Annotated in this window: 19 protein-coding genes; 8 read left to right on the forward strand and 11 right to left on the reverse strand. The window is 64.3% G+C overall.

Annotation, left to right across the window (positions count from 1 at the left end; all coding sequences use genetic code 11):
• Positions 1 to 26 precede the first annotated feature (26 nt).
• Positions 27 to 1,835, forward strand: coding sequence for an alpha,alpha-trehalase TreF (gene treF, locus P0D89_RS14720; protein WP_408376843.1), 1,809 nt, complete (start codon positions 27 to 29; stop codon positions 1,833 to 1,835).
• A gap of 96 nt (positions 1,836 to 1,931) precedes the next feature.
• Here treF and katE read toward each other — a convergent pair whose 3' ends face one another.
• From katE to P0D89_RS14745, 5 genes are all read right to left on the reverse strand, one after another.
• A complete protein-coding gene (gene katE / locus P0D89_RS14725; protein WP_408376845.1) occupies positions 1,932 to 4,232 on the reverse strand; it encodes a catalase HPII in 2,301 nt (766 codons plus the stop codon).
• 12 nt (positions 4,233 to 4,244) lie between these two features.
• Complete coding sequence (locus tag P0D89_RS14730) at positions 4,245 to 5,144, reverse strand: MipA/OmpV family protein (RefSeq protein WP_408376846.1); 900 nt, start codon at positions 5,142 to 5,144, stop codon at positions 4,245 to 4,247.
• 429 nt (positions 5,145 to 5,573) lie between these two features.
• The gene (msrA, locus tag P0D89_RS14735; RefSeq protein WP_408376847.1) at positions 5,574 to 6,317 is read right to left on the reverse strand and encodes a peptide-methionine (S)-S-oxide reductase MsrA; all 744 of its coding nucleotides are present in this window, start codon (positions 6,315 to 6,317) and stop codon (positions 5,574 to 5,576) included.
• 19 nt (positions 6,318 to 6,336) lie between these two features.
• On the reverse strand, positions 6,337 to 6,846 hold the full coding sequence (gene msrB, locus P0D89_RS14740; protein WP_408376848.1) for a peptide-methionine (R)-S-oxide reductase MsrB: 510 nt from the start codon (positions 6,844 to 6,846) through the stop codon (positions 6,337 to 6,339).
• 134 nt (positions 6,847 to 6,980) lie between these two features.
• Positions 6,981 to 7,508: an Lrp/AsnC family transcriptional regulator gene (locus tag P0D89_RS14745; RefSeq protein ID WP_408376849.1), complete on the reverse strand. Its 528-nt coding sequence runs from the start codon at positions 7,506 to 7,508 to the stop codon at positions 6,981 to 6,983.
• Between the two features lie 168 nt (positions 7,509 to 7,676).
• On the opposite strand from P0D89_RS14745, the gene P0D89_RS14750 reads away from it, so the two are divergent.
• A complete protein-coding gene (locus P0D89_RS14750) occupies positions 7,677 to 8,693 on the forward strand; it encodes a 1-aminocyclopropane-1-carboxylate deaminase (RefSeq protein ID WP_408376851.1) in 1,017 nt (338 codons plus the stop codon).
• Positions 8,694 to 8,795: 102 nt separating this feature from the next.
• Here P0D89_RS14750 and P0D89_RS14755 read toward each other — a convergent pair whose 3' ends face one another.
• A complete protein-coding gene (locus tag P0D89_RS14755; protein WP_408376885.1) occupies positions 8,796 to 9,686 on the reverse strand; it encodes a LysR family transcriptional regulator in 891 nt (296 codons plus the stop codon).
• A gap of 133 nt (positions 9,687 to 9,819) precedes the next feature.
• Here P0D89_RS14755 and P0D89_RS14760 point away from each other — a divergent pair, with 133 nt between their 5' ends.
• Together P0D89_RS14760 and P0D89_RS14765 are read left to right on the forward strand one after the other, a co-directional pair.
• Complete coding sequence (locus tag P0D89_RS14760) at positions 9,820 to 10,545, forward strand: pirin family protein (RefSeq protein ID WP_408357726.1); 726 nt, start codon at positions 9,820 to 9,822, stop codon at positions 10,543 to 10,545.
• A gap of 87 nt (positions 10,546 to 10,632) precedes the next feature.
• Positions 10,633 to 11,046, forward strand: a complete 414-nt coding sequence (locus tag P0D89_RS14765; RefSeq protein ID WP_408357725.1) for a DoxX family protein — start codon at positions 10,633 to 10,635, stop codon at positions 11,044 to 11,046.
• Positions 11,047 to 11,134: 88 nt separating this feature from the next.
• Here P0D89_RS14765 and ahpF read toward each other — a convergent pair whose 3' ends face one another.
• The 3 genes from ahpF to prpR form a co-directional block, all read right to left on the reverse strand.
• Complete coding sequence (gene ahpF, locus P0D89_RS14770) at positions 11,135 to 12,727, reverse strand: alkyl hydroperoxide reductase subunit F (RefSeq protein ID WP_408357724.1); 1,593 nt, start codon at positions 12,725 to 12,727, stop codon at positions 11,135 to 11,137.
• A gap of 159 nt (positions 12,728 to 12,886) precedes the next feature.
• A complete protein-coding gene (gene ahpC, locus P0D89_RS14775) occupies positions 12,887 to 13,450 on the reverse strand; it encodes an alkyl hydroperoxide reductase subunit C (protein WP_020067922.1) in 564 nt (187 codons plus the stop codon).
• Positions 13,451 to 13,587: 137 nt separating this feature from the next.
• Positions 13,588 to 15,606, reverse strand: a complete 2,019-nt coding sequence (gene prpR, locus P0D89_RS14780) for a propionate catabolism operon regulatory protein PrpR (protein WP_408376852.1) — start codon at positions 15,604 to 15,606, stop codon at positions 13,588 to 13,590.
• A gap of 243 nt (positions 15,607 to 15,849) precedes the next feature.
• On the opposite strand from prpR, the gene P0D89_RS14785 reads away from it, so the two are divergent.
• The 4 genes from P0D89_RS14785 to P0D89_RS14800 all read left to right on the forward strand — a co-directional run bounded on the left by P0D89_RS14785 (position 15,850) and on the right by P0D89_RS14800 (position 20,092).
• Positions 15,850 to 16,731, forward strand: coding sequence for an isocitrate lyase/PEP mutase family protein (locus tag P0D89_RS14785; RefSeq protein WP_408357722.1), 882 nt, complete (start codon positions 15,850 to 15,852; stop codon positions 16,729 to 16,731).
• A 430-nt stretch (positions 16,732 to 17,161) separates the two neighbouring features.
• A complete protein-coding gene (locus P0D89_RS14790) occupies positions 17,162 to 18,601 on the forward strand; it encodes an MFS transporter (protein WP_408367642.1) in 1,440 nt (479 codons plus the stop codon).
• 50 nt (positions 18,602 to 18,651) lie between these two features.
• Positions 18,652 to 19,089 carry a GNAT family N-acetyltransferase gene (locus P0D89_RS14795; protein ID WP_408376853.1) on the forward strand — a complete coding sequence of 146 codons (438 nt, stop codon included), beginning with the start codon at positions 18,652 to 18,654 and terminating at the stop codon, positions 19,087 to 19,089.
• A gap of 349 nt (positions 19,090 to 19,438) precedes the next feature.
• Entirely contained in the window at positions 19,439 to 20,092 is a 654-nt protein-coding gene (locus tag P0D89_RS14800) for a cation diffusion facilitator family transporter (RefSeq protein WP_408376854.1), read from the forward strand.
• A 7-nt stretch (positions 20,093 to 20,099) separates the two neighbouring features.
• On the opposite strand, the gene P0D89_RS14805 is transcribed toward P0D89_RS14800, so the two are convergent.
• Both P0D89_RS14805 and P0D89_RS14810 read right to left on the reverse strand, forming a co-directional pair.
• Complete coding sequence (locus P0D89_RS14805) at positions 20,100 to 20,978, reverse strand: 2OG-Fe(II) oxygenase (RefSeq protein ID WP_408376855.1); 879 nt, start codon at positions 20,976 to 20,978, stop codon at positions 20,100 to 20,102.
• Positions 20,979 to 21,084: 106 nt separating this feature from the next.
• Positions 21,085 to 21,564 carry a nuclear transport factor 2 family protein gene (locus P0D89_RS14810; RefSeq protein WP_408367634.1) on the reverse strand — a complete coding sequence of 160 codons (480 nt, stop codon included), beginning with the start codon at positions 21,562 to 21,564 and terminating at the stop codon, positions 21,085 to 21,087.
• Positions 21,565 to 21,616: the final 52 nt, after the last annotated feature.

Below are 21,616 nucleotides of genomic sequence, written 5' to 3' on the forward strand. Positions count from 1 at the left end.
CCATCCACTCTCTTACCCGGTTGCCGATGCCCTCTCCACATCTCGCCGCTGTCTCGCGCGCTGCGCTGCGCGCAGCCTTCGCCGCCTCGCTCGTGTGGCATGCGTCGCCGGCTACGTCAACCGAGCCTTCCGCCGCGCCGTCCGCTGGCATCGCAACGGTTGCCGTGCACGTCGAGCCGCCCACGCAGGCGTCGCCGGTCGTGGCGGTGCCGCCGTCCGAGCAGTACGCGGCGCTATATCGCGACGTGCAACTCGCGCATCTCTACCCCGACAGCAAGACCTTCGCGGACATGGTGCCGTCGTCGCCACCCGCGCAGATCGAGACCGCGTACGACGCCATCAAGCAGCAGCCAACCTTCAGTCTCGCCGACTTCGTGAAACGCAACTTCACGCTGCCTACGCGCACTGCGAAGGTCTACGTGTCCGATCCGAACCAGGATGTAGTCGGCCATATCGACACGCTGTGGGACGTGCTGCGCCGCGAACCGGATGCAACCGCAAGCCCGTGGTCGTCGCTACTGCCGCTGCCGAACGCGTACATCGTGCCGGGCGACCGCTTCGACGAGATCTACTACTGGGACTCGTACTTCATCATGCTCGGACTCGAACAGAGCGGCCAGCATGCGCTGGTCGAAGACGAACTGAAAAACTTCGCGACGCTGATCAACCGGTACGGGCATATTCCGAACGGCAACCGCACGTACTATCTGAGCCGCTCGCAACCGCCGTTCTTCGCGCAGATGGTGCGGCTCGTCGCAGACAAGGACGGCGACGGCGTCTATGCGCAATATCTGCCCGAGCTGCAGCGCGAATACGCGTACTGGATGAACGGCAGCGAAGGCCTGCCGGCGGGCCATGCGAGCCGCCATGTGGTGCGCCTCGCGGACGGCACGCTGTTCAACCGCTATTGGGACGAACGCGCGGCGCCGCGCGACGAGTCGTATCGTGAAGACGTGCTCACCGCGCAGCAGACGCCGCAACGCGACCCCGCGCAGCTATGGCGCAATCTGCGGGCGGGTGGCGAGACCGGCTGGGACTTCAGTTCACGCTGGTTTGCCGACGGCAAGACGCTCGCCAGCGTCGATGTGACTGCGCTCGTGCCGGTCGATCTGAATTGCCTGCTGGTCGATCTGGAGCGCACGCTCGCGAAAGCGTACCGGGTGCGCGGCGACGTCACGCATGCGGAAAACATGGAGCAGCGCGCCGCGACGCGCGCGGACGCGATCCGCCGCGTGCTGTGGGACCCGCAACTGCAGGCGTTCGGTGACTACAATTTCGCGGACCGCATGCTGACGCACAGGCTCACGGCTGCGACCGTGTATCCCTTGTATACGGGCGTAGCCAACCGGCAGCAGGCGAAGACGGTTGCCGCGACCTTGCAGCGCGAGTTGCTGCGGCCGGGCGGACTCGCCACCACGCAGATCAATAGCGGCCAGCAATGGGACGCGCCGAACGGCTGGGCGCCGTTGCAGTATCTGGCGGTGATCGGCTTGCGGCGCTATAGCGAGCCGGCGCTCGCGCAAACCATCGCGACGCGCTGGATCCGAACCAACGTCGCGTACTACCAGCACACCGGCAAGCTGGTCGAGAAATACGATGTCGATGCAACCACGCCGGGCGTGGCCGCGGGCGGCGGCGAGTATCCGCTGCAGGATGGCTTCGGCTGGACCAACGGCGTGTTGCGCGTGCTGCTCGTACTGTATCCGCAGACAGTGCAGGCGTCGCGGCCGAGCGATATTCCGGAGGGTCCGGCGGGCGTGTCGGCCGCAGCCGCGTCCGCTGCCGCGGCGCCCAAGAATACGCATCGACTGCATGGAACGCGGGTGAATCAGTAGGCTTTTTCCGCCACAGCGTTTCGGTGCGCCACAAGAAAACTGGCCGGTTCGCACCGGCCAGTTTTGCATCGAACCGTCGTCGAGTCGCCGCCCGCTTTACGCCGGCACCGTCTCCGCCTGCGCCGCGCGCGACCACACGCGATGCTGTTCGGCGGCCTTGATGAACGCCTTCAGCACGTCCGTGGCCTGCTTGTCGTCGCCGGTCACGACGCCGTCGGCATTGTCGGGCAGATGTGCGGCGGCCAGCACGTCGCGCCCCGCGCCAAGCGCCGCGATCGCCTTCAGATGCTTGAACGCTTCGAGCACGAAATGGCGCGCATCGCCCGATTGCGCGAGTGTCTTCGCACCCGCGTCGCCGCCCACGACGATCACCGCGTCGAACATGATCGACGGCAGGCCTGCAATCGTCGCGTCGGGCGCCATGCCATCGATCGCGGCCAGTGTCGGTGCGATCAGCATCGGAGCCGCGCCCTCGCCTTGCAGCGCCTGCTGGAGTTGCTTGATCGCGGCGCCATCGGAGCCCGGTGCGGCCAGCAGCGCGATCTTGCGCGTCTTGATCCCCGGCTTCACGCGATTGAGCAAACTCAGCGCCGGCGACTCCTTCGGGCCGGCAAGCTTCGCCGTGCCCTTCTTCGGCGCGGGCAAGCCCAAACCTTCGGCGACTTTCGCGGCGAGGTCCGCATCGAAGTTGGCGAGAATTTCATTGACCACGCGCGCCCGGATGTCGGGCTGGGTCACCTTGCCGAGTTCGAACTGATACGCCGCGGCAATGTGGTCTTTCTCCGGCTGGGACATGCTGTTATAAAACAGCGCGGCCTGCGAGAAGTGATCCGCGAACGATTCGCTGCGCACGCGAATCTTGGTGCCTTCCACCCGCTCCTGATAGCTTTCGAAACCGCCGTCCGATGCCGCCGGATCACTTTCCTTCGGCCAGCCGCCGCTCACCGAATTCGGCTCGTACGAAGCCTGTCCGACGTTGATCGCCTGGCGGTGCATCGCGTCGCGCTGGTTGTTGACGAACGGGCATACGGGCCGGTTAATCGGAATCTCGTGAAAGTTCGGGCCGCCCAGACGGCTGATCTGCGTATCCGTATATGAAAAGAGGCGCCCTTGCAGCAGCGGATCGTTCGAGAAATCGATGCCCGGCACGATGTGGCCCGGATGGAACGCGACCTGTTCGGTCTCGGCAAAGAAGTTGTCCGGATTGCGATTGAGCGTCATCTTGCCGATGATCTTCACCGGCACCAGTTCTTCCGGAACCAGCTTGGTTGGATCGAGCAGGTCGAAGTCGAACTTGTGCTCGTCCTCTTCCTCGATGATCTGCACGCCAAGTTCGAACTCCGGGAAGTCGCCCCGCTCGATCGCTTCCCACAAATCGCGCCGATGAAAATCCGGGTCCTTGCCCGCGAGCTTTTGCGCCTCGTCCCACAGCAGCGAGTAAGAGCCCAGCACCGGCCGCCAGTGGAATTTGACGAAGCGCGCTTTGCCTTGCGCATTGACGAAGCGGAACGTGTGAATGCCGAATCCTTCCATCGTGCGCAGGCTGCGCGGAATCGCGCGATCCGACATGGTCCACAGCACCATGTGCGCGGACTCGGGCACGAGCGACACGAAGTCCCAGAAGGTGTCGTGCGCGGAGCCGCCGGTCGGCATCTCGTTCGGCGCTTCCGGTTTCACCGCGTGCACGAAGTCCGGAAACTTGATCGCGTCCTGAATGAAGAACACCGGCATGTTGTTGCCGACCAGATCGTAATTGCCTTCCTGCGTATAGAACTTCACCGCGAAGCCGCGCACGTCGCGCACGGTGTCGGCCGAACCGCGCGGCCCCTGCACCGTCGAAAAGCGCACGTAGACCGGCGTCTGCGCGGCGGGGTCCTGTAGAAACGCGGCCTTGGTGTACTCGCTCATCGACTCGTACGCCTGAAACACGCCATGCGCCGCCGACCCGCGCGCGTGCACGATCCGCTCGGGGATGCGCTCGTGGTCGAAGTGCGTGATCTTCTCACGCATGATGAAATCTTCCAGCAGCGAAGGGCCGCGCGGACCGGCGCGCAAAGTGTTCTGATTGTCAGCGATCTTGACGCCCTGATTGGTCCTCAGCGCCTCGCCGTCAGGCTTGACGCGAAACTGTTCGAGATCCTTCGATTTCGGATCGCTCGCCGGGGCGGCCTGCGCCGCGGGCTTCCGTGTGCTCGTCTTACCTGCCATGGGGATCTGCTCCTTGTGTTCGGGCGCGCCGGCGGAATGGCCGGTGTCGCGCGCAATCAGGGAGTCAGCAAGCGATGTACCCGCGACGACGCATTCGCCAGCTGGCACGAGAAGCTCGACACAGCGATTACGCGGCGATTGATTGCATCGAGGCACGGCGAGCGCGCCGCCGTCCGTCGACTCACACATCGGCCCGTTGCATCAGAAGCGGTAGTTGATCGAAACGTCGGCTACGCCAGTCGCCCTGGTGCGCACGATCGGGCTATTGCCCGCACCGCCGACCAGCTGTTCGAACGCGCCGTCCGCCGTCGCGAACCAGTGCTTGTTGAACAGCCAGATCGCGCTGATGCCGAAGCCCACCGACTTGAAGCCCGCGCTTGCGTGGTAGTGCGGATACTGCGAGTGCGCCGCCTGTTCCTGATTCACGCCGAACCAGCTGTTCATGTACTTGGAGTCCGCGAGCGCGACGTTCGGACCGGCGAACCAGAAGAACGTCTTCGAACTGCCCGGCATCGGCATATAGGCGCCCAGGTCGCCGATCCAGCCATTCGAGCCGCCGAAATAACGCCTCACGTCGGCGCGGATCACGAGCGGGAAGTCCTTCGATACGACGTATTCGGCCGCGAGCTTGAGGCCCGGCGCAAAGTTGATATTGCCGAGTCCGTTCAGTTCTTGCGGATCGTCTTGCCCGCGGCGTCCGAGGTCGTAGACCCCGGCGAGACTCACGCGCCAGTTCTCGCCCTGCGCGAAATTGACCCCGAAGCCTTCGCCGCTCGACAGGAATAAAAGATCCTTATAGCGCACGTCGACGCTCGGGCCGGCCACCACGTGATAGCGGTCGGAGCCCTCGAAGCGCGGCTGGAACGAGGTCGCCACGCCAAGACGCACCTGCCAGTCCGGAATGTTCGGCTGCCACATCTTCTGCAGCGGAACGCCCACCGAGTACTGCCATTCGCCCAACGGCGAAGGCGTCTGAGCCACCGCCGAACCCGGAAGAAAGGCAATGCCGCCGAGAGTCACGGCGACCACAGACGTTGCCGCGATGCCTGTTTGTTTATTGCGGAGCGCGCCGCCCCGCTTCTTTCTAAGGCTGTTCAACACCAGAAGCCTCCGATCTCGCGTATCGCGAAGGGGTTCAATTCCTGTTTCGACATCGCCCGACGGATAAAAAAGCGCCAGGGCAACCGTCGCGCCGTTACTTACGGCATGTAATTTTTTCAGAGAACGACACGCTCTGCACGGCGAAGCCGTACCGTCCATACCGGCCGCCGGGCCCTTGGGTGGCGCTTTTGTATGAAAAGACCCTGTGGACGGTCGGCCGACGGACAACACGTGCGCAAAATATGCGCCAAGTCCGTGGGACACAGGTTCGGATGGCCGAACGCGAGGCTCGGCGGCCGTGCAGATGGGAGTTGGGACGCGCGCGAAGCCGGCTTCACGACTTTGCGGGGCAAGACGCGGCGGGGAGCAGAACGCGGCGGCATTGCCTGCCGCCGCGCCGGGAAGAACTTGCGGCGAACGCCGCTCTTGCTATTGCGACGCTTCGACCAGAACCGGTTTGTCGCGATACAGATTGGGGAACAGACGCTTCAGATTGGCGACCTTCGGCATGTCGTTGAACGCGATATAGGCGGAGTTCGGATGCAGCGTCAGGTAATTCTGGTGATACGCCTCGGCCGGATAAAAACCCTTGAACGGCTCCATGCGCGTGACGATCGGCGCGGCAAACGCATGCGCTTTTTCAAGCTGCGCGATATAGCTCTGCGCGACGCGCCGCTGCGTGTCGTTCAGCGGAAACACCGCCGAGCGGTACTGCGTGCCGCTGTCCGGCCCCTGACGATTCAACTCGGTCGGATCGTGGATCACGGAGAAATACACCTGCAACAACTGGCCGTAAGTCACCTTGCTGGGGTCGAACGTGACCTGCACGGATTCCGCGTGGCCCGTCTCACCGCCGCTGACGATCTCGTAGTCGGCGGTCTCGCGCGTGCCGCCCGAGTAGCCGGAGACCGCTTTCGTCACGCCGCGCACGTGCTGGAACACGCCCTGCACGCCCCAGAAGCAGCCGCCCGCGAACACTGCGGTTTCCTCGTGGGCCGTGCTCGCGGAAATCGGCTCGTCGAGCGTGGGCGGCGCGATCACCACCGCCGCCTCCGCCGCGAACGCGACGCCATGAGCGAGCAGCAGCACCAGCGCGCCGATTCCGAGCGATACCGAAAGAGCCACCGCGCGCGAACGAGCCCGCTTGCCGTCAATGCGATTCCGGATGTCCATGATGTCCGTCCCGATTCGATCAGCTCACGCCGCCCGGGGCGGGCGTGAATGTCAACGCAAGACCGTTCATGCAGTAGCGCAGGCCGGTCGGTTTGGGGCCGTCGTCGAACACGTGGCCGAGGTGGCCGCCGCAGCGGCGGCATAGCACTTCGTCGCGCGTCATGCCGAACGAGCGGTCGGTATGCGTGATGACCGCATGATCCAGCGGCTGCCAGAAACTCGGCCAGCCGGTGCCGCTGTCGAACTTGGTCTTCGATGAGAACAGCGGCAGTTTGCAGCCGGCGCACGCGAACGTGCCGGCGCGATGTTCGTCGTTCAACGCGCTGCTGAAGGGGCGTTCGGTGCCCGCCTCGCGCAGCACGCGGTACTGCGCGTCGGTCAGCAGCTTGTGCCACTCGGCGTCGCTGTGCGAGACCTCGTAAGCCGCCGCGCCCTGGTCCGCCGCCTGCGCCGCGCGGCCCGCCCACGCGCCGCCGGTCAGCGACGCCGCGCCGATCGCCCTGAGAAATACCCGTCTGTTGCAAGCCATGATGATCGCTCCGGAAAGTCCGTACCGTTCACCCGTTCCGACGCAGCGCGCGCCGTCCGCGAGTGATCCTGAGATAGGTCGTTCGGGCGCGCACTTTATGACAGCATGCGCGTCTTTTTGCGCGACGGCGCGCGTTACAGCGGAAATTTCGTGGTCGAGAGGATTTCCTTGAGCACCATGAACGAGCGGATTTGCCGGACCCCAGGCAGATACAGCAACTGCTCGGCGTGCAGGCGGTTGAAGCTGTCGCTGTCGCGCGTGCGGATCGTCATGAAATAGTCGAATTCGCCGGTGACGACGTGACACTCCATGCACCCGGCAACTTTCTGCGCGGCTTTCTCGAACTCGGCGAACGACTCCGGCGTGGAGCGGTCCAGCACCACGCCGATGATTACCAGCATCCCTGCGCCGGCGGCCTTCGGGTCGATCAGCGCGACCACTGCGCGAATCAGCCCCGACTCCTTGAGCCGTTCGACGCGCCGCAAGCAGGCGGGCGCGCTCAGCTTCACCTTCGCCGCCAGCCCAACGTTCGAGATCGACGCGTCGCTCTGCAACTGCCGCAGGATCGCGCGATCGATGCGGTCGAGCGCCTGAAGCGGATCGGTCTGCGCGGCCGATGCCTTAGGCGATTTCGGGGTCGTGCGAGTTTTTGTTGCGTTCATTGCAGTCGGTACATTCTTTTATTAACCGATAGAGTGTAATCACTTTATAAAACTATGCCGAACGTAATTTTTTCGCAAGCTCATTTCGACCGGTTTTACCTAACATGGATTCAACGCGACGACCCGCTGTGCGCGTCGCGCCGCACATCTACTGACCACGGAGCTGCCATGAACCTGCAACGATTCCCTCGCTACTCGCTCACCTTTGGACCGACGCCGATCCAGCCGCTCAAACGCCTGAGCGATCACCTCGGCGGCAAGGTACATCTGTACGCGAAGCGCGAGGATTGCAACAGCGGGTTCGCGTTCGGCGGCAACAAGACCCGCAAGCTCGAATATCTGATCCCGGAAGCGCTGGCGCAGGGCTGCGACACGCTGGTGTCGATCGGCGGGATTCAATCGAATCAGACCCGCCAGGTGGCGGCGGTCGCCGCGCACCTCGGCATGAAGTGCGTGCTCGTGCAGGAGAACTGGGTCAACTATTCGGATGCCGTGTACGACCGTGTCGGCAACATCCAGATGTCGCGGATTCTGGGCGCGGATGTGCGGCTGGTCGAAGACGGCTTCGACATCGGCTTTCGCAAGAGCGGGGAAGATGCGCTGCAAAGCGTGCGCGCCGCCGGCGGCAAGCCCTACGCGATTCCGGCCGGCTGTTCCGATCATCCGCTAGGCGGGTTGGGGTTCGTCGGCTTCGCGGAAGAAGTGCGTCAGCAGGAAGCCGAACTGGGCTTCAGGTTCGACTACATCGTCGTGTGCTCGGTGACCGGCAGCACGCAGGCCGGCATGGTGGTCGGTTTTGCCGCCGATGGCCGCGCCGAGCGCGTGATAGGCGTCGATGCGTCGGCGAAACCCGCGCAAACGCGCGAGCAGATCACGCGGATCGCGCAGCAGACCGCGCAGCAGGTCGACCTGGGCCGCGATATCACCGCGAAAGACGTGATACTCGACGAGCGATTCGGCGGTCCGGAATACGGTCTGCCGAACGACGGCACGTTGGAGGCGATTCGCTTGTGCGCGCGGCTCGAAGGCGTGTTGACCGATCCGGTCTATGAAGGCAAATCGATGCACGGGATGATCGACATGGTGCGTAACGGGGAGTTTCCCGCGGGCTCGCGTGTGTTGTACGCGCACCTGGGCGGCGTGCCGGCGTTGAATGGTTACAGCTTCATTTTCCGCAACGGGTGATGCTGTTCAAGGGCGGCGTGAGGCAATGAGCAGGTTGCGGTGACGGGCGCCGCGGCGGCGAGCCGTAGTTCCCCGCCAGCCTCTCACGCCCCGCGTAAGCCCTCAAGCCGCCAGATTCTTTTTCAAATGCTTGCGCAAGAACTCGACAAACGCGCGAATCGTGACCGAGCTTTGCCGATGCTGCGGATACACCGCGTAGACGCTGGTCGCGTCAGGCAGGAATGCGTCAAGCACCGGCACCAGTTGACCGCTTTTGAGCGAATCCGCAACGATAAAATCAGGAAGCCGAACAATCCCCAGCCCGGCCACGGCGGCGTCGCGGATCAGATCGCCATTATTGGCCCGCAACGGTCCGCGCACTTCAACGCCCTTCACGACCCCGTCCACGACGAAGTCCCAGCTGACCGCGCCGCCATGCCCGTACAACAGGCATGAATGACGTTGCAGATCGGCCGGCGCGGCGGGCGCCCCGCGGCGCCTCACATATCCCGGACTGCAACACGCCACCATCCTGACGTCGACGAGCTTCTGGGCAAGCAGCGTGGAATCGGCCAGCGTACCGATGCGGATCGCCATGTCGAAGCCCTCGCCCACCACGTCGACGGTGCGGTCGCTCAACTCCATGTCAAAGCGCACGTCGCCGTGCTCGCGCAGGAACAGCGCGACGAGCGGCGACAGATGCATCATGCCGAACGACATCGGCGCGCTCACCCGCAACAGTCCGCGCGGACCCGCGCGCCGCAGCGACATGGCCCGCTCGGCATCCTCGACTTCACCGAGGATGCGCCTTGCGCGCTCGTAAAACTCCTGGCCGAGGTCGGTCACGGCCAGCTTGCGCGTATTGCGGATCAGCAGTTGCACGCCGAGCGCCTCTTCCAGCGCCATCACCCGGCGGCTGACGAACTGCTTCGACAGCGAGAGCCGGTTGGCCGCCGCCGTGAAGTTGTGCGCGTCGACCGTGGCGACGAAGATCCGCATGTCATCGAGCTGCATCATATTGTCCACTCCAAGGCGACAGTGTTTCGCTTTTCACAGCGATTATAACCATCCAGATTGACCTAAACTCTCATGCATGGATCGCGGACACACATCTGGCCCGGATCGCACAACCCAAAGGAGAAAAAAGATGCTTGAAATCAGACATGCCAATCAACGCGGCCGCGCGGAACACGGCTGGCTCAGTTCGCGTCACACGTTTTCCTTCGCGAGCTATCACGACCCGAAGCAGAACGGTTTCTCCGACCTGCTCGTGATCAACGACGACCGCGTGGCCCCGGCGCAAGGCTTCGGCAAGCATCCGCACCGCGACATGGAAATTTTCTCGTACGTGCTGCAAGGCGCGCTGGAGCACAAGGACACGATGGGCACCGGCTCGGTGATCGTGCCCGGTGACATCCAGCTGATGAGCGCGGGAACCGGCGTTGCGCACAGCGAATACAACCATTCGAAGAGCGAGCCGGTGCACTTCCTGCAAATCTGGATCGCACCTGCTGCACGGGGCACGGCGCCGCGTTATCAGCAGCGGCACTTCAGCGCGGATGACAAGCGCGGCGTGTTGCGCCTCGTGCTGTCGCCGGACGGCGCGAACGATTCGCTGATGCTGCAACAGGATGCGCGCGTGTATGCCGGGCTTTTCGACGGCGCTGAGACCGCGCGGCTCGAACTGGCGAGCGATCGCTATGCGTACATCCACGTGGCGCGCGGCAGCGTGATGGTGAACGGTGTCGAACTCGGCGAAGGCGACGGCGTGCGAGTGCGCGGCGAAGAAGCGCCGAGCTTCTCGCAAGGCCATGACGCGGAAGTGCTGGTGTTCGATTTGCGCAACATCGAGACGTCGGCGTTGTGGGCTTGATGGCTCGATTGCTCTACCGGTTTAAACGTGGCTCACCGGATGATAGGCGGCGAGCCACACCCTTTCCCCACTGTTGAGAGAAAAATCATGCGCTACACGTTGTTTGAAAACCAGAAAGACGCGGTCATTCTCGTCGCCCGCATCCTGTTGATGGTGCTGTTTGTGATGTTCGGGTGGTCGAAATTGACGGGCTTTTCCGGCACCGTCGGTTACATGACGTCGAGCGGCGCGCCCATGCCCGAGCTGTCGGCGATCATCGCCGTGGTGATGGAGTTCGTCGTGGGCATCGCGCTGCTGGTGGGTTTCTTCACGCGGCCGCTTGCGCTGCTGCTTGCGGTTTATACGTTGGGCGCCGCGATCATCGGCCACCACTACTGGAACATGACCGGCGCGATGCAGTACGACAACATGATTCACTTCTACAAGAACATCAGCATCATCGGCGGGCTACTGCTGCTGTGTGTGACCGGCGCCGGCAAGTATTCGATCGACCGGCGTTGAGCGCGCGTTCACACGGACCCGTTGTCGAGCACAAACAAAAACGGCGGCCCGCAGGCCGCCGCTCACCACTCACGCTACCGTTGCCGCATCAAACCACTGCTTCGGCTTCAACTTCGCTGGCCACTTCCACTTCTTCGCTGTTGCGGATAAGGTGATCGAATGCGGACAGCGATGCCTTCGCGCCCTCGCCCACGGCGATCACGATCTGCTTGAACGGCACCGTGGTCACGTCGCCCGCGGCAAACACGCCCGGCACCGAAGTCGCACCGCGCGCATCGACGACGATCTCGCCGTGCTTCGACAACTCCACCGTGCCCTTGAGCCATTCGGTGTTCGGCACGAGGCCGATCTGCACGAACACGCCTTCCAGCTCGACCGTCTTCACTTCGCCCGAACGCAAGTCCTTGTAGACCAGACCGTTGACCTTCTTGCCGTCGCCGGTGATTTCAGTGGTCTGCGCCTGCGTGACGATCGTCACGTTGGCGAGGCTGCGCAGCTTGCGTTGCAACACTTCGTCGGCACGCAGCGTCGCGCCGAATTCGAACAGCGTCACTTCACGCACGATGCCCGCGAGGTCGATCGCCGCTTCGACGCCCGAGTTGCCGCCGCCGATCACCGCGACGCGCTTGCCCTTGAACAGCGGGCCATCGCAGTGCGGGCAATACGCGACGCCGTGGTTGCGATACTCGCGCTCGCCCGGCACGTTGATTTCGCGCCAGCGCGCGCCGGTCGCCAGAATGATGGTCCTCGCCTTGAGCACCGCGCCGTTGGCGAGGCGCACTTCGTTGATGCGCCCTGGAATCAGCGCTTCGGCGCGTTGCACGTCCATGATGTCGACGTCATAGGCCTTCACGTGCTGTTCGAGCGCAGTGGCGAACTTCGGCCCTTCGGTTTCCGTCACCGAGACGAAGTTCTCGATTGCCAGCGTGTCGAGCACCTGGCCGCCGAAGCGTTCCGCGACCACGCCCGTCGCAATGCCCTTGCGCGCCGAGTAGATCGCCGCAGCCGCGCCTGCCGGGCCGCCGCCGACGATCAGCGTATCGAACACCGGCTTCTTTTCCAGTTCCTTCGCGGCACGGGCGCCGGCGTTGGTGTCGAGCTTCGCGAGGATTTCCTTCACGCCGCTGCGACCCTGGCCGAACACTTCGCCGTTCATGAACATCGTCGGTACCGCCATGATCTGGCGCGCTTCGACTTCGTTCTGGAACAACGCGCCGTCGACCGCCACGTGGCGGATACGCGGGTTGATCAGCGCCATCACGTTCAGTGCCTGGACGACTTCCGGGCAGTTCTGGCATGACAGCGAAAAATACGTTTCGAACTGATAGTCGCCGTCGAGATTGCGGATCTGTTCGACCACCGCATCGTCGAGTTTGACCGGATGGCCGCCGACCTGCAGCAGTGCGAGGACGAGCGACGTGAATTCATGCCCCATCGGAATGCCGGCGAAGCGGATGCCGGTATCCTTGCCCGGCTCGCTGATCGAAAACGACGGCTTGCGCTCGTTGTCGTCGCGGCGTTCCACCACAGTCACGCGTTCCGACAACGTCGAGATATCGTTCAGCAATGCCAGCAGTTCTTGTGATTTAGCACTGTCGTCGAGCGATGCGACGATTTCGATAGGCCTGCTAACCTTTTCGAGGTACGTTTTCAACTGATTCTTGAGATTGGCGTCAAGCATGGCGATTCGATTCCGTGACGAGGGGTGTTGGTTTCCAGGCGCCGCCCGCAGTCCGGATAGGACACGTGCGGCCCTGGGACGCGCGGACCGCTGCATGAAACGGTCCGCACGGTGATGCAGAGGCGCAGAAGGGCGCGTACTGCGAAAGGTCCGAAGACCTTAGATCTTGCCGATCAGGTCGAGCGACGGGGTCAGCGTTTCTGCGCCCGGCGTCCACTTGGCGGGGCAAACTTCACCCGGGTGAGCCGCGATGTATTGCGCAGCCTGCACCTTGCGCAGCAGCTCGCCAGCGTCACGTCCGATGCCGTTGTCATGGACTTCGCACAGCTTGATCTCGCCTTCCGGGTTGATCACGAACGTGCCACGCAGCGCCAGGCCTTCTTCTTCGATCAGCACGTCGAAGTTGCGCGAGATTGCCAGGGTCGGGTCGGCGATCATCGGGTACTTGATCTTCTGGATCGTGTCCGACGTGTCGTGCCATGCCTTGTGCGTGAAGTGCGTGTCGGTCGACACGCTGTAGATTTCGACGCCGAGCTTCTGGAAATCGGCGTAGCGATCGGCCAGGTCACCCAGTTCGGTCGGGCAAACAAAGGTGAAGTCAGCCGGATAGAAAACGAAAACCGACCACTTTCCCTTCAGGCTTTCTTCAGTGACGGTCACGAAATCGCCATTGTGATAAGCCTGTGCCTTGAACGGTTTGACTTGACTGTTGATGATCGGCATTTACTGAGTCCTCTTTCTGGGTGGTTGGAAAGTGGAGTCAGTATGTCAGACGACGCTTAATAGGTAAAGCAGATTGTCTCAATGGTAACGATAGTCTGGCACTATTTATCTCGTCGCTGCCGGCTATCGCGCCGGGGTCAGTCCTTGAGAAGCCGCCATAGCGTGGTACGGCCGATTCCCAGCGCCCGGCTTGCGGCGGCGCGATTGCCGCCGGAGCGTTCGAGGGCGTGCAGCACGTCCTTGCGGGTGGGCGTGGCGCGCACAGAAATGTTGCCGATGGTGGCATCTGCGACGCCCGGCGCGGTTTTGACCGCCGCCGCCCGCGTCATCCGCCCGAACTCGGGGAACACCGCGTGCGAATCCTGCGACGCGTCCGCCGCTGCGTCGCTGAAATAAATCGCCGCGCGCGCCAGCAGGTTTTCCAGCTCCCGGACGTTGCCGGGCCACGCGTAGTGCTCGAACAGCGGCGCGAGAAACGCCAGCACCCGCTGCTGCGCCGCGTCCGCCAAACCATATTGGAGCGCGCCGCGGCTCAACAAGTGCCGCGCCAGTTGCGCGACATCGCCGCGCCGCTCGCGAAGCGGCGGCAATTCTATCTGAAGCAGATTCAGACGAAAATACAAATCCGCGCGAAACGCGCCCTGCTCGACCAGCGCATGCAAGTCGCGGTGGGTGGCGGCAATGACCCGCACGTCGACCGGCGTCGCGCGTCCCGAGCCGAGCTTCATCACCTCGCGCTCCTGCAGCACGCGCAACAGCCGGCTTTGCAGCGCGGCCGGCATCTCGCCGATTTCGTCGAGGAAGATCGTGCCCGTATGCGCGATTTCGAACAGGCCCGGCTTGCCGCCGCGGCGCGCGCCGGTGAACGCGCCCTCTTCGTGGCCGAACAGCTCGCTTTCGATCAACCCTTCGGGCAGCGCCGCGCAATTGAACGCGACGAACGGATTGCCGCGCCGCCGGCTGGCGTTGTGGATGCCCTGCGCGACCAGCTCCTTGCCGGTGCCGCTTTCGCCGGTGAGCAGCACGGTTGCGTCGTGCGCCGCGCCCGCGCGCGCGAGGCGGCGCACCCGTTCCAGCGCCGGCGAGCCGCCGATCAGATCGTCGAGCTGATGCCGCGCGACCAGATGCTTCGGCCGCTGGCTGGTGCGCAGCGAGCGGTCGATCCGCTGCGCGACCAGCGCGTCCTGCACCGTCACCACGGAGCCGGAGCGCACACCGTGCTCGACGATCGGCACGCAGTTGACGATCAGCGCGCGGCCGCCGATCTGCTCGATGCGCTCTTCGATCGGCTGATCGTGCGCGAGCGTTTCGCGCAGCAGCGGACCGACCAGGCGCGCCACTTGCGCGGGCAAGCCGTGTTCGCGGCCCCCCACGGGCGCTTCCTGCAGGGCGTTCCCCATACGGGCTTGCCTCGGATCGCCCAGGCCGAGCAGTTCGAGCATCGCCGGATTGACCGCTTCGAGCTGGCCCGCGTCGTCGAAGGCGGCGACGCCGTCGCGCAGATGCGCGACGATCGTGTTCAGCCGCACGCGCTTCGACTCCTTCTGACGGCTCACGCGCGCCAGTTCGACGGAACGCTCGAACGCCTCTTCGACCGCGCCGAGCGAATACAGAAAGACGCTCTCCATGCCGGCCTGCTGCGCGAGATCGCAGGCCATGCCGGGGCCGATGATCACGCTGCAGCCCTCGGCGGCGAGCTTGTCGACGGCGAGCCGCACTTCGTCGACCGAGCGGTACGCACACTGTTTCAGGCCGACGTTCAGCCAGGGCCCCAGATCGGCGAGTTCCTGCGAGACCGTTTCATGCAATGCGAGCCCGATCCGCGCGCCGGGCCACGTAGTGGCGGCGAGCGTGATCGCGTTCAGCACGTCGAAGCCGTTGACCTTGACCATCACGACCGGCACATTCAGATGCTCGCGCAGATAGGCGCCGTTCGAGCCGGCGGCCAGCACGACGTCGACCGCGCCCGCATCCACGTAGGCTTGCAGCGTGGCGACCGCCGCGCCGTAACCTTCCCGGACCGGGAAAAATTTCGCGCGCTCGGCGTAGCGCGGCGCGACCGTCTCGCAAAGCGACTGCAGCCGGCTGATACTGACGAGTGCGACGCCCGGCCGGCCGGAATTGGAATTTACAAGGGACGACGTGAAAGTGGACACCGGCGGCACTCCTTTTCTGACGCTGCGAGGCTCAACGCCCGGCTTTCGATGTTTGAGCGTTGAAACGTTCCATGAAACGTTTCATGGAACGAACGCCGTATTCTGCCACGAACCGCACGAGCCAGCCCCTGGGCCCAACCCTTTGATTACTCAAGGCAAAGCCGCGATCGTCGCAAATTGGCACGCTTCCTGCGGAATAGCTCCCCATCCCGCCAACGACTTTTCTTCTGGAGACACACCGTCATGACCACTTCCGCTACCCGTCGCGCCGCGTTCCGCGCCAAGGTCAACGAACGCCAGGGCCTGCTCGTGCCCGGCGCCTTCAACGCGATGAGCGCCCGCGTGATCGAGGACGCCGGCTTCGAGGCGCTCTACATCACCGGCGCGGGCGTCACCAATATGTCGCTCGGACTGCCCGATCTCGGCTTCATCGGACTCGCCGAAGTCGCCGAACACACGGCGCGCATTCGCGACGCGGTGGCGCTGCCGCTGATCGTCGATGCCGACACCGGCTTCGGCAACGCGCTGAACGTACGCCAGACCGTGCGCGTGCTCGAGCGCAGCGGCGCCGACGTGATCCAGTTCGAAGACCAGGTGATGCCGAAGAAATGCGGCCACTTTTCCGGCAAGGAAGTGGTCGCGACGAGCGAGATGGTCGGCAAGATCCGCGCGGCCGTCGACGCCCGCGAAGACGGCAATCTGCAGATCATGGCGCGCACCGACTCCGCCGCGGTCCACGGCATCGAGGACGCGATCGAGCGCGGTCATCGCTTCATCGAAGCCGGCGCCGACATCCTGTTCATCGAGGCGACCGAATCGCTTGCCGACATCGAACGGCTGCCGGCGCTGTTCGACAAGCCGCAACTGATCAACATCGTGATCGGCGGCAAGACGCCGGTGCAGTCGCGCGAGGCGCTCGCGAAGCTCGGCTACGGCATCGTGCTGTATGCGAATGCGGCGCTGCAGGGCGCGGTGCTCGGCATGCAGCGCGCGCTCGGTACTTTGAAGAGCAATGGCCGTCTGGACGAGGACGCGACGCTCGTCGCACCGTTCAGCGAACGCCAGCGGCTCGTCAACAAGCCGCTGTACGACCGGCTGGATCGCGAGTACGCCGCGAAGGGCTGAGCGGCGCGCGTCGATCGTGTTTCCCGCGCCGATCCGTTACGCGCCGCGCTGCGCGCAACGGACCGGCGGACCGGCACGCGCCATGCCGGCGGTGCGTTGGATGCTGCATTGGGGCGGCGCATCCTGCGCTCGGCAACGGTATGGCGCCATTTATTGCGTTAGGATTCAGGGCTGGCAACGCGCGTGCGATCCAACACGGGTTCACGCGTGCATCGCCGGCACTCGCCATCCTGGCGCCTGTCCGTCTCGCACGGACGTGGGACGCCTGACGCCCCGGAAGCCGGAAGCCCGGAAGCCCGGAAGCCCGGATGCCGGAAACACGTTATCGAAAGGTAGTCGCAACAAACATGAAGTCCACTTCATCGCGCGCCCCGCGCCTGCACGCTCACGACCTCGACACCCCCGCACGCATTGCAGCGGAGACCCCGCAATGACCGGCGGCAGCACACGCAATACGCATGTCGGCTGGCTGCCGTATCTCGTCGCGGCCACCTTCTTCATGGAGTATCTCGACACCACGGTGATCGCCACCGCGCTGCCGCAAATGGCGCACTCGTTCGGCGTTGGTCCGAACAGCCTCAGTCTCGGCATGACCGCGTACATGCTGGCGCTGGCGATTTTCATCCCGGCGAGCGGCTGGGTCGCCGACCGCTGCGGCGCACGCACGGTGTTCTTCAGCGCGATCGCCGTGTTCACGGCGGCCTCGGTGTTGTGCGGCCTGTCGCAGAACGTCGTCGAATTCACCGCAGCGCGCGTGCTGCAAGGCATGGGCGGCGCGATGATGGTGCCGGTGGGCCGCCTGATCGTGGTCCGCAGCACCGAGAAGAGCCGCATGATGCAGGCCATTTCGACGATCACGTGGCCGGCCATCGCCGCGCCCGTGGTCGGGCCGCCGGTGGGCGGCTTCATCACCACCTACGCGTCGTGGCGCTGGATCTTCCTGCTGAACGTGCCGTTCGGTCTGGCGGCGATGGCCGTCGCGCTCGCGCTGGTGCCGAACCTGCGCGGTGCCGAACGCAAGCCGCTCGACGTGGTCGGCCTGATGCTGAGCGGCCTGACGCTCACCGCGATCCTGTACGGCGCGGAACTGGCGAGCCAGCCCGGCACGAATCCGTGGATCGCCGGCGCGGTCGTGCTAGGCGGCTTGCTGGTAGGCGTGGTGGCGTTCCAGCACGCGAAGCGCCATCCGTATCCGTTGATCGACGTGTCGACCCTGAAAATCCCCACTTTCTCCGTGACGGTGGTGACGGGCTCGTTCACGCGCATCGGCATCGGCGCGGTGCCGTATCTGATGCCGCTGCTGTTTCAGGTCGGCTTTGGTTTGTCCGCGTTCAGATCGGGGCTGCTGTTGCTCGCGAGCGCGCTCGGCAACCTCGGCATGAAGGCGCTGACCACGCGCATTTTGCAGCGCTACGGTTTCCGCATGGTGTCGATCGTCGACGTGGCGGTGGCCGGGGTGTTCATCATCGCGTGCGGGCTGTTGTCGCCGAACGTGCCGCTCGCGCTCGTGCTGTTCGTCGTGTTCGTGTATGGCGTGGCGCGCTCGATGCAATTCTCGACGCTCGCGACGCTCGCCTACGCCGATGTCGCGCAGCCGCAGATGAGCGCGGCGAGCACACTATGGAGCGCGGCGGCACAGATGACCATCGGCCTGGGCATCGCGTTCGGCGCGGTCTCGCTGCGCGCGGCGGCGTTCTTCAACGGCGAGACGACGGGCCGCGTCTTCACGCTCGACGATTTCCGCCTCGCGTTTCTATTTGCAGGGGTGCTGACGCTGGTGTCCGTGGTCGGTTATATGGGCCTCGCGCGCGACGCCGGACAGAGCATCGGCGGCGGCTCGCGCGGCAGCGAGGACCCGGCGAAGGGGTGATGGTGACCAGGGCTGGCGTCGGCCAATCCGAACTCAACCGGAGATATGTAGTGCAAAGCGATGAACTGACCGTCTCGAATGACAAGGCGAAGCTCGACAGCGAGATGGTCTATGCGTTCCTGTCGCAGGAAACCGCGTGGGCGAAGGGCATGCCGCTCGACACGTTTGAGCGGGCCGTTGAGCGCTCGCTATGTTTCGGCGGCTATATCGGCGGCAAGCAGATTGCGTTCGCGCGCCTGATCACCGACGAGGCGACCTTCGCGTACCTGTGCGACGTATTCGTGCTGCCCCCGTATCGCGGCAAAGGCTATGCGTCGACCTTGATGAAACAGATATTCGCGAGCCCGTCGCTCACGGGTCTGCGAAGAATCGTGCTGGTGACGACCGACGCGCACCACGTCTACGAGCCGCACGGCTTCACGACACTGGCGAATCCCGAGCGCTATATGGAGTTGCATAACCCGGAGGTCTACAAGACGACGGCTTGAGCGCGGATCAAACGGACAACTTAAACGAACAGCGCAAAACGCCGCGACGTTTGTGATGTTTGCGGCGTTTGTGATGTTTGCGACATGCGCGACGCGAGAAGCACGCGAGCCCCGCCGGCAACGTCACTGGCGATGCGCAACGTGACGCAAGCCAACGCCGGGATGCCCCACCTACCGCGCATCAACCACGACACGTCACGACACGCGCGACCACACGATCACGCGCTGTCATCGGCGTGCCACGTTCGGCGGGTACTGTGCTGCGACAAACAGAAAACGTCACAGCCCATGCCCGAGTCCACCGAGTGCGACAGCCGCCACCGCGGCCCCATCCAGAACGGCGGACGCCTTGTTTAAGGCCGCCTCCACAAGTGCGCTGCTCAACGCGTTTCTTTCGGCGCTGCAGATCGCTCTCGGCATCACCGCGCAGTCGGACGGACTGCTCGCCGACGGCATTCATACGTTGAGCGATCTGGCCGCCGATGCCATCGTGCTGTTCGTGCTGTACCTCGGCGCGAGACACTTCAGCGTGAACGCGCGCCAGGCAGGCCGCACCGACACCAGCATCGAGCAAGGCCTCGCCTCGCTTTTGATCGCCGCCGTGCTGATCTTCACCGCAGTGGAAATGCTCTGGCAGAGCATCGATCAAAGCTCGACGCTGAATGGCGGCAACGCGATGCACATCGGCGCGCTCGCGGTCAGCGGCTTCGTGATGGTCGCCAAGGAAACGCTGTTTCGCTACCTGCGCGCCGAAGGCCGGCGCACCGGCTCGGCCATTCTGATTGCCAGCGCCTGCCATGCGCGCGTCGATGCTGTGTCGGCACTGGTCGCGACCGTGGGTCTGGCCGGTAGTCTCGCCGGCTTGCCGATGCTCGATCACATCGCGGGCGCGGCGATCGGCCTGCTGGTCCTGCGCATGGGTTATGCAAGCGGCCGCGACGCGCTGAAGCAACTGTTCGCCGGCTCGACCGGCCCTGCCCCCGCCCGTCAGGCAGCCGAATGACGCGGGCTCAGCCGTAAGCGCGTTCGCGCATCCACTTCGTCATGATCCACTTGTCGCCGGCGAGCACCGGTGCGCCCGCGTGCAAGGTCAGCGGATCGAGCTGCCGGTGGCCGTTCATATAGCGGAAATACACCGCGCCGCCCTGCTTCGCCGCGACCGACATGCCCGCTTCAGGGAACGTGGTTTCGCCGCCGTCGGGCACGTCGTTCAGATAGACGACCAGCGTCGCCACCCGCTGGCCGCCCTTTGCGGTATGCACCGCGCTGCCCGGCTGATCGGGCGGGAAGTAGTCGAAATGCGCGCGGTATTCGCCGGTCGTGCCGTAGTGCAGGATCTGCAGCCCTTCGCCGTTCTCAACCGGCCAGTTCATCAGACTCGCGATACGCCGTTCGAGCTTCTCGATGAACGGATCCTCACCGCGCTGGTACCAGATGCCTTCGCTGGTGCGGTTGCGGATCACGTCCTCCTTGCCTGTGTCGGGATTGACCGTGGTGGAGCGCTTTAACCGATGACGCGAGCGTTCGATCATCTCGCCGCACTCGTCGGCGGACAGCACGTCTGCGAACACGATCACCTGAGGACGTTCGCAGCGCATCAGCACGCGGACATCGCGGTCGTACGCGCGAATCACATTGCCGCGCGCGACCGGCGACTCGTCGTACCGGTAGGTTTGCGGCTCGGTCTGCGCGAATGCCGACTCGGTCGCGGGCGGTGCGGCAAGCCCGGCATCCGCCACGCGCCGGTCAAACGTTTCATGCACCGCGACGCGCGCCGCGTCGATGGCGAAGCCCGCGCGCACCATCGCCTCGATCATCGAGTCCGGACTGCAACCGCGCGCCACATTGCTGCCCAGCCACTCTTCCCACGCAGCATCCACTACTGGCATAGCACTCCCTATCAGTCGGCCTGAACAAATACTGGAACTGGATCAATTGGCCGAATCATAGCAAGCACGACGCGCGCAACATGACGATAGATCGACGACACCGCTTTCAGCGGTCCCGATCGCGATTTCGATAGGTGGCGAGTCCCTTGCGCGCCTGCGCGCGGATCAGGCGATGCACGAGCGGCGACCAGCCGAGTAGCGTGCCGCGCACGCCCAGCGCCTGACGCAGCCACAGCCACAGGCCGAAGCGGTCGCGGTGCTCGACGATGCGCCCGTCCCGAAACGCGAAACGCGCGTCGATCTGGTTGACTACCGCGCGGCCCGTCTGACTGAACTGATAGCGGGCGACCCAGCGGGCTTGACCGGCATGCTCGTCCGCGGCGACGCCGTCGAACGTCAGCGAGAAGTCCTGCGCGCGCTCCACCAGCATGCGCCACATGTCGCGCGCTTCTTCGCCGCGCAGCTCACCGAACACGGGGTCGCTGAAGACGACGTCATCGGCATAGCAGGCGACCATCGTTTCGGCGTCGCGTCGCTGAAACGCGGTGTAAAAACGTTCGATCAGTTCGGAGTTGGGATGGCTCATTGTTTTTCGTGTCGTGCGCGGCCGGAGTTTGGCGGGAAGCCAGCGGGCGATG

Origin of the sequence: Paraburkholderia sp. RL18-085-BIA-A (genome assembly GCF_046027075.1) — a bacterium.
Lineage (GTDB): Bacteria > Pseudomonadota > Gammaproteobacteria > Burkholderiales > Burkholderiaceae > Paraburkholderia.

Bases quoted from the DNA above. Each gene is read 5' to 3' on its own strand.
- treF (WP_408376843.1), top strand. From the start codon at position 27: ATGCCCTCTCCACATCTCGCCGCTGTCTCGCGCGCTGCGCTGCGCGCA.
- katE (WP_408376845.1), bottom strand. From the start codon at position 4,232: ATGTGTGAGTCGACGGACGGCGGCGCGCTCGCCGTGCCTCGATGCAAT.
- msrA (WP_408376847.1), bottom strand. From the start codon at position 6,317: ATGGACATCCGGAATCGCATTGACGGCAAGCGGGCTCGTTCGCGCGCG.
- msrB (WP_408376848.1), bottom strand. From the start codon at position 6,846: ATGGCTTGCAACAGACGGGTATTTCTCAGGGCGATCGGCGCGGCGTCG.
- P0D89_RS14745 (WP_408376849.1), bottom strand. From the start codon at position 7,508: ATGAACGCAACAAAAACTCGCACGACCCCGAAATCGCCTAAGGCATCG.
- P0D89_RS14750 (WP_408376851.1), top strand. From the start codon at position 7,677: ATGAACCTGCAACGATTCCCTCGCTACTCGCTCACCTTTGGACCGACG.
- P0D89_RS14755 (WP_408376885.1), bottom strand. From the start codon at position 9,686: ATGCAGCTCGATGACATGCGGATCTTCGTCGCCACGGTCGACGCGCAC.
- P0D89_RS14760 (WP_408357726.1), top strand. From the start codon at position 9,820: ATGCTTGAAATCAGACATGCCAATCAACGCGGCCGCGCGGAACACGGC.
- P0D89_RS14765 (WP_408357725.1), top strand. From the start codon at position 10,633: ATGCGCTACACGTTGTTTGAAAACCAGAAAGACGCGGTCATTCTCGTC.
- ahpF (WP_408357724.1), bottom strand. From the start codon at position 12,727: ATGCTTGACGCCAATCTCAAGAATCAGTTGAAAACGTACCTCGAAAAG.
- ahpC (WP_020067922.1), bottom strand. From the start codon at position 13,450: ATGCCGATCATCAACAGTCAAGTCAAACCGTTCAAGGCACAGGCTTAT.
- P0D89_RS14785 (WP_408357722.1), top strand. From the start codon at position 15,850: ATGACCACTTCCGCTACCCGTCGCGCCGCGTTCCGCGCCAAGGTCAAC.
- P0D89_RS14790 (WP_408367642.1), top strand. From the start codon at position 17,162: ATGACCGGCGGCAGCACACGCAATACGCATGTCGGCTGGCTGCCGTAT.
- P0D89_RS14805 (WP_408376855.1), bottom strand. From the start codon at position 20,978: ATGCCAGTAGTGGATGCTGCGTGGGAAGAGTGGCTGGGCAGCAATGTG.
- P0D89_RS14810 (WP_408367634.1), bottom strand. From the start codon at position 21,564: ATGAGCCATCCCAACTCCGAACTGATCGAACGTTTTTACACCGCGTTT.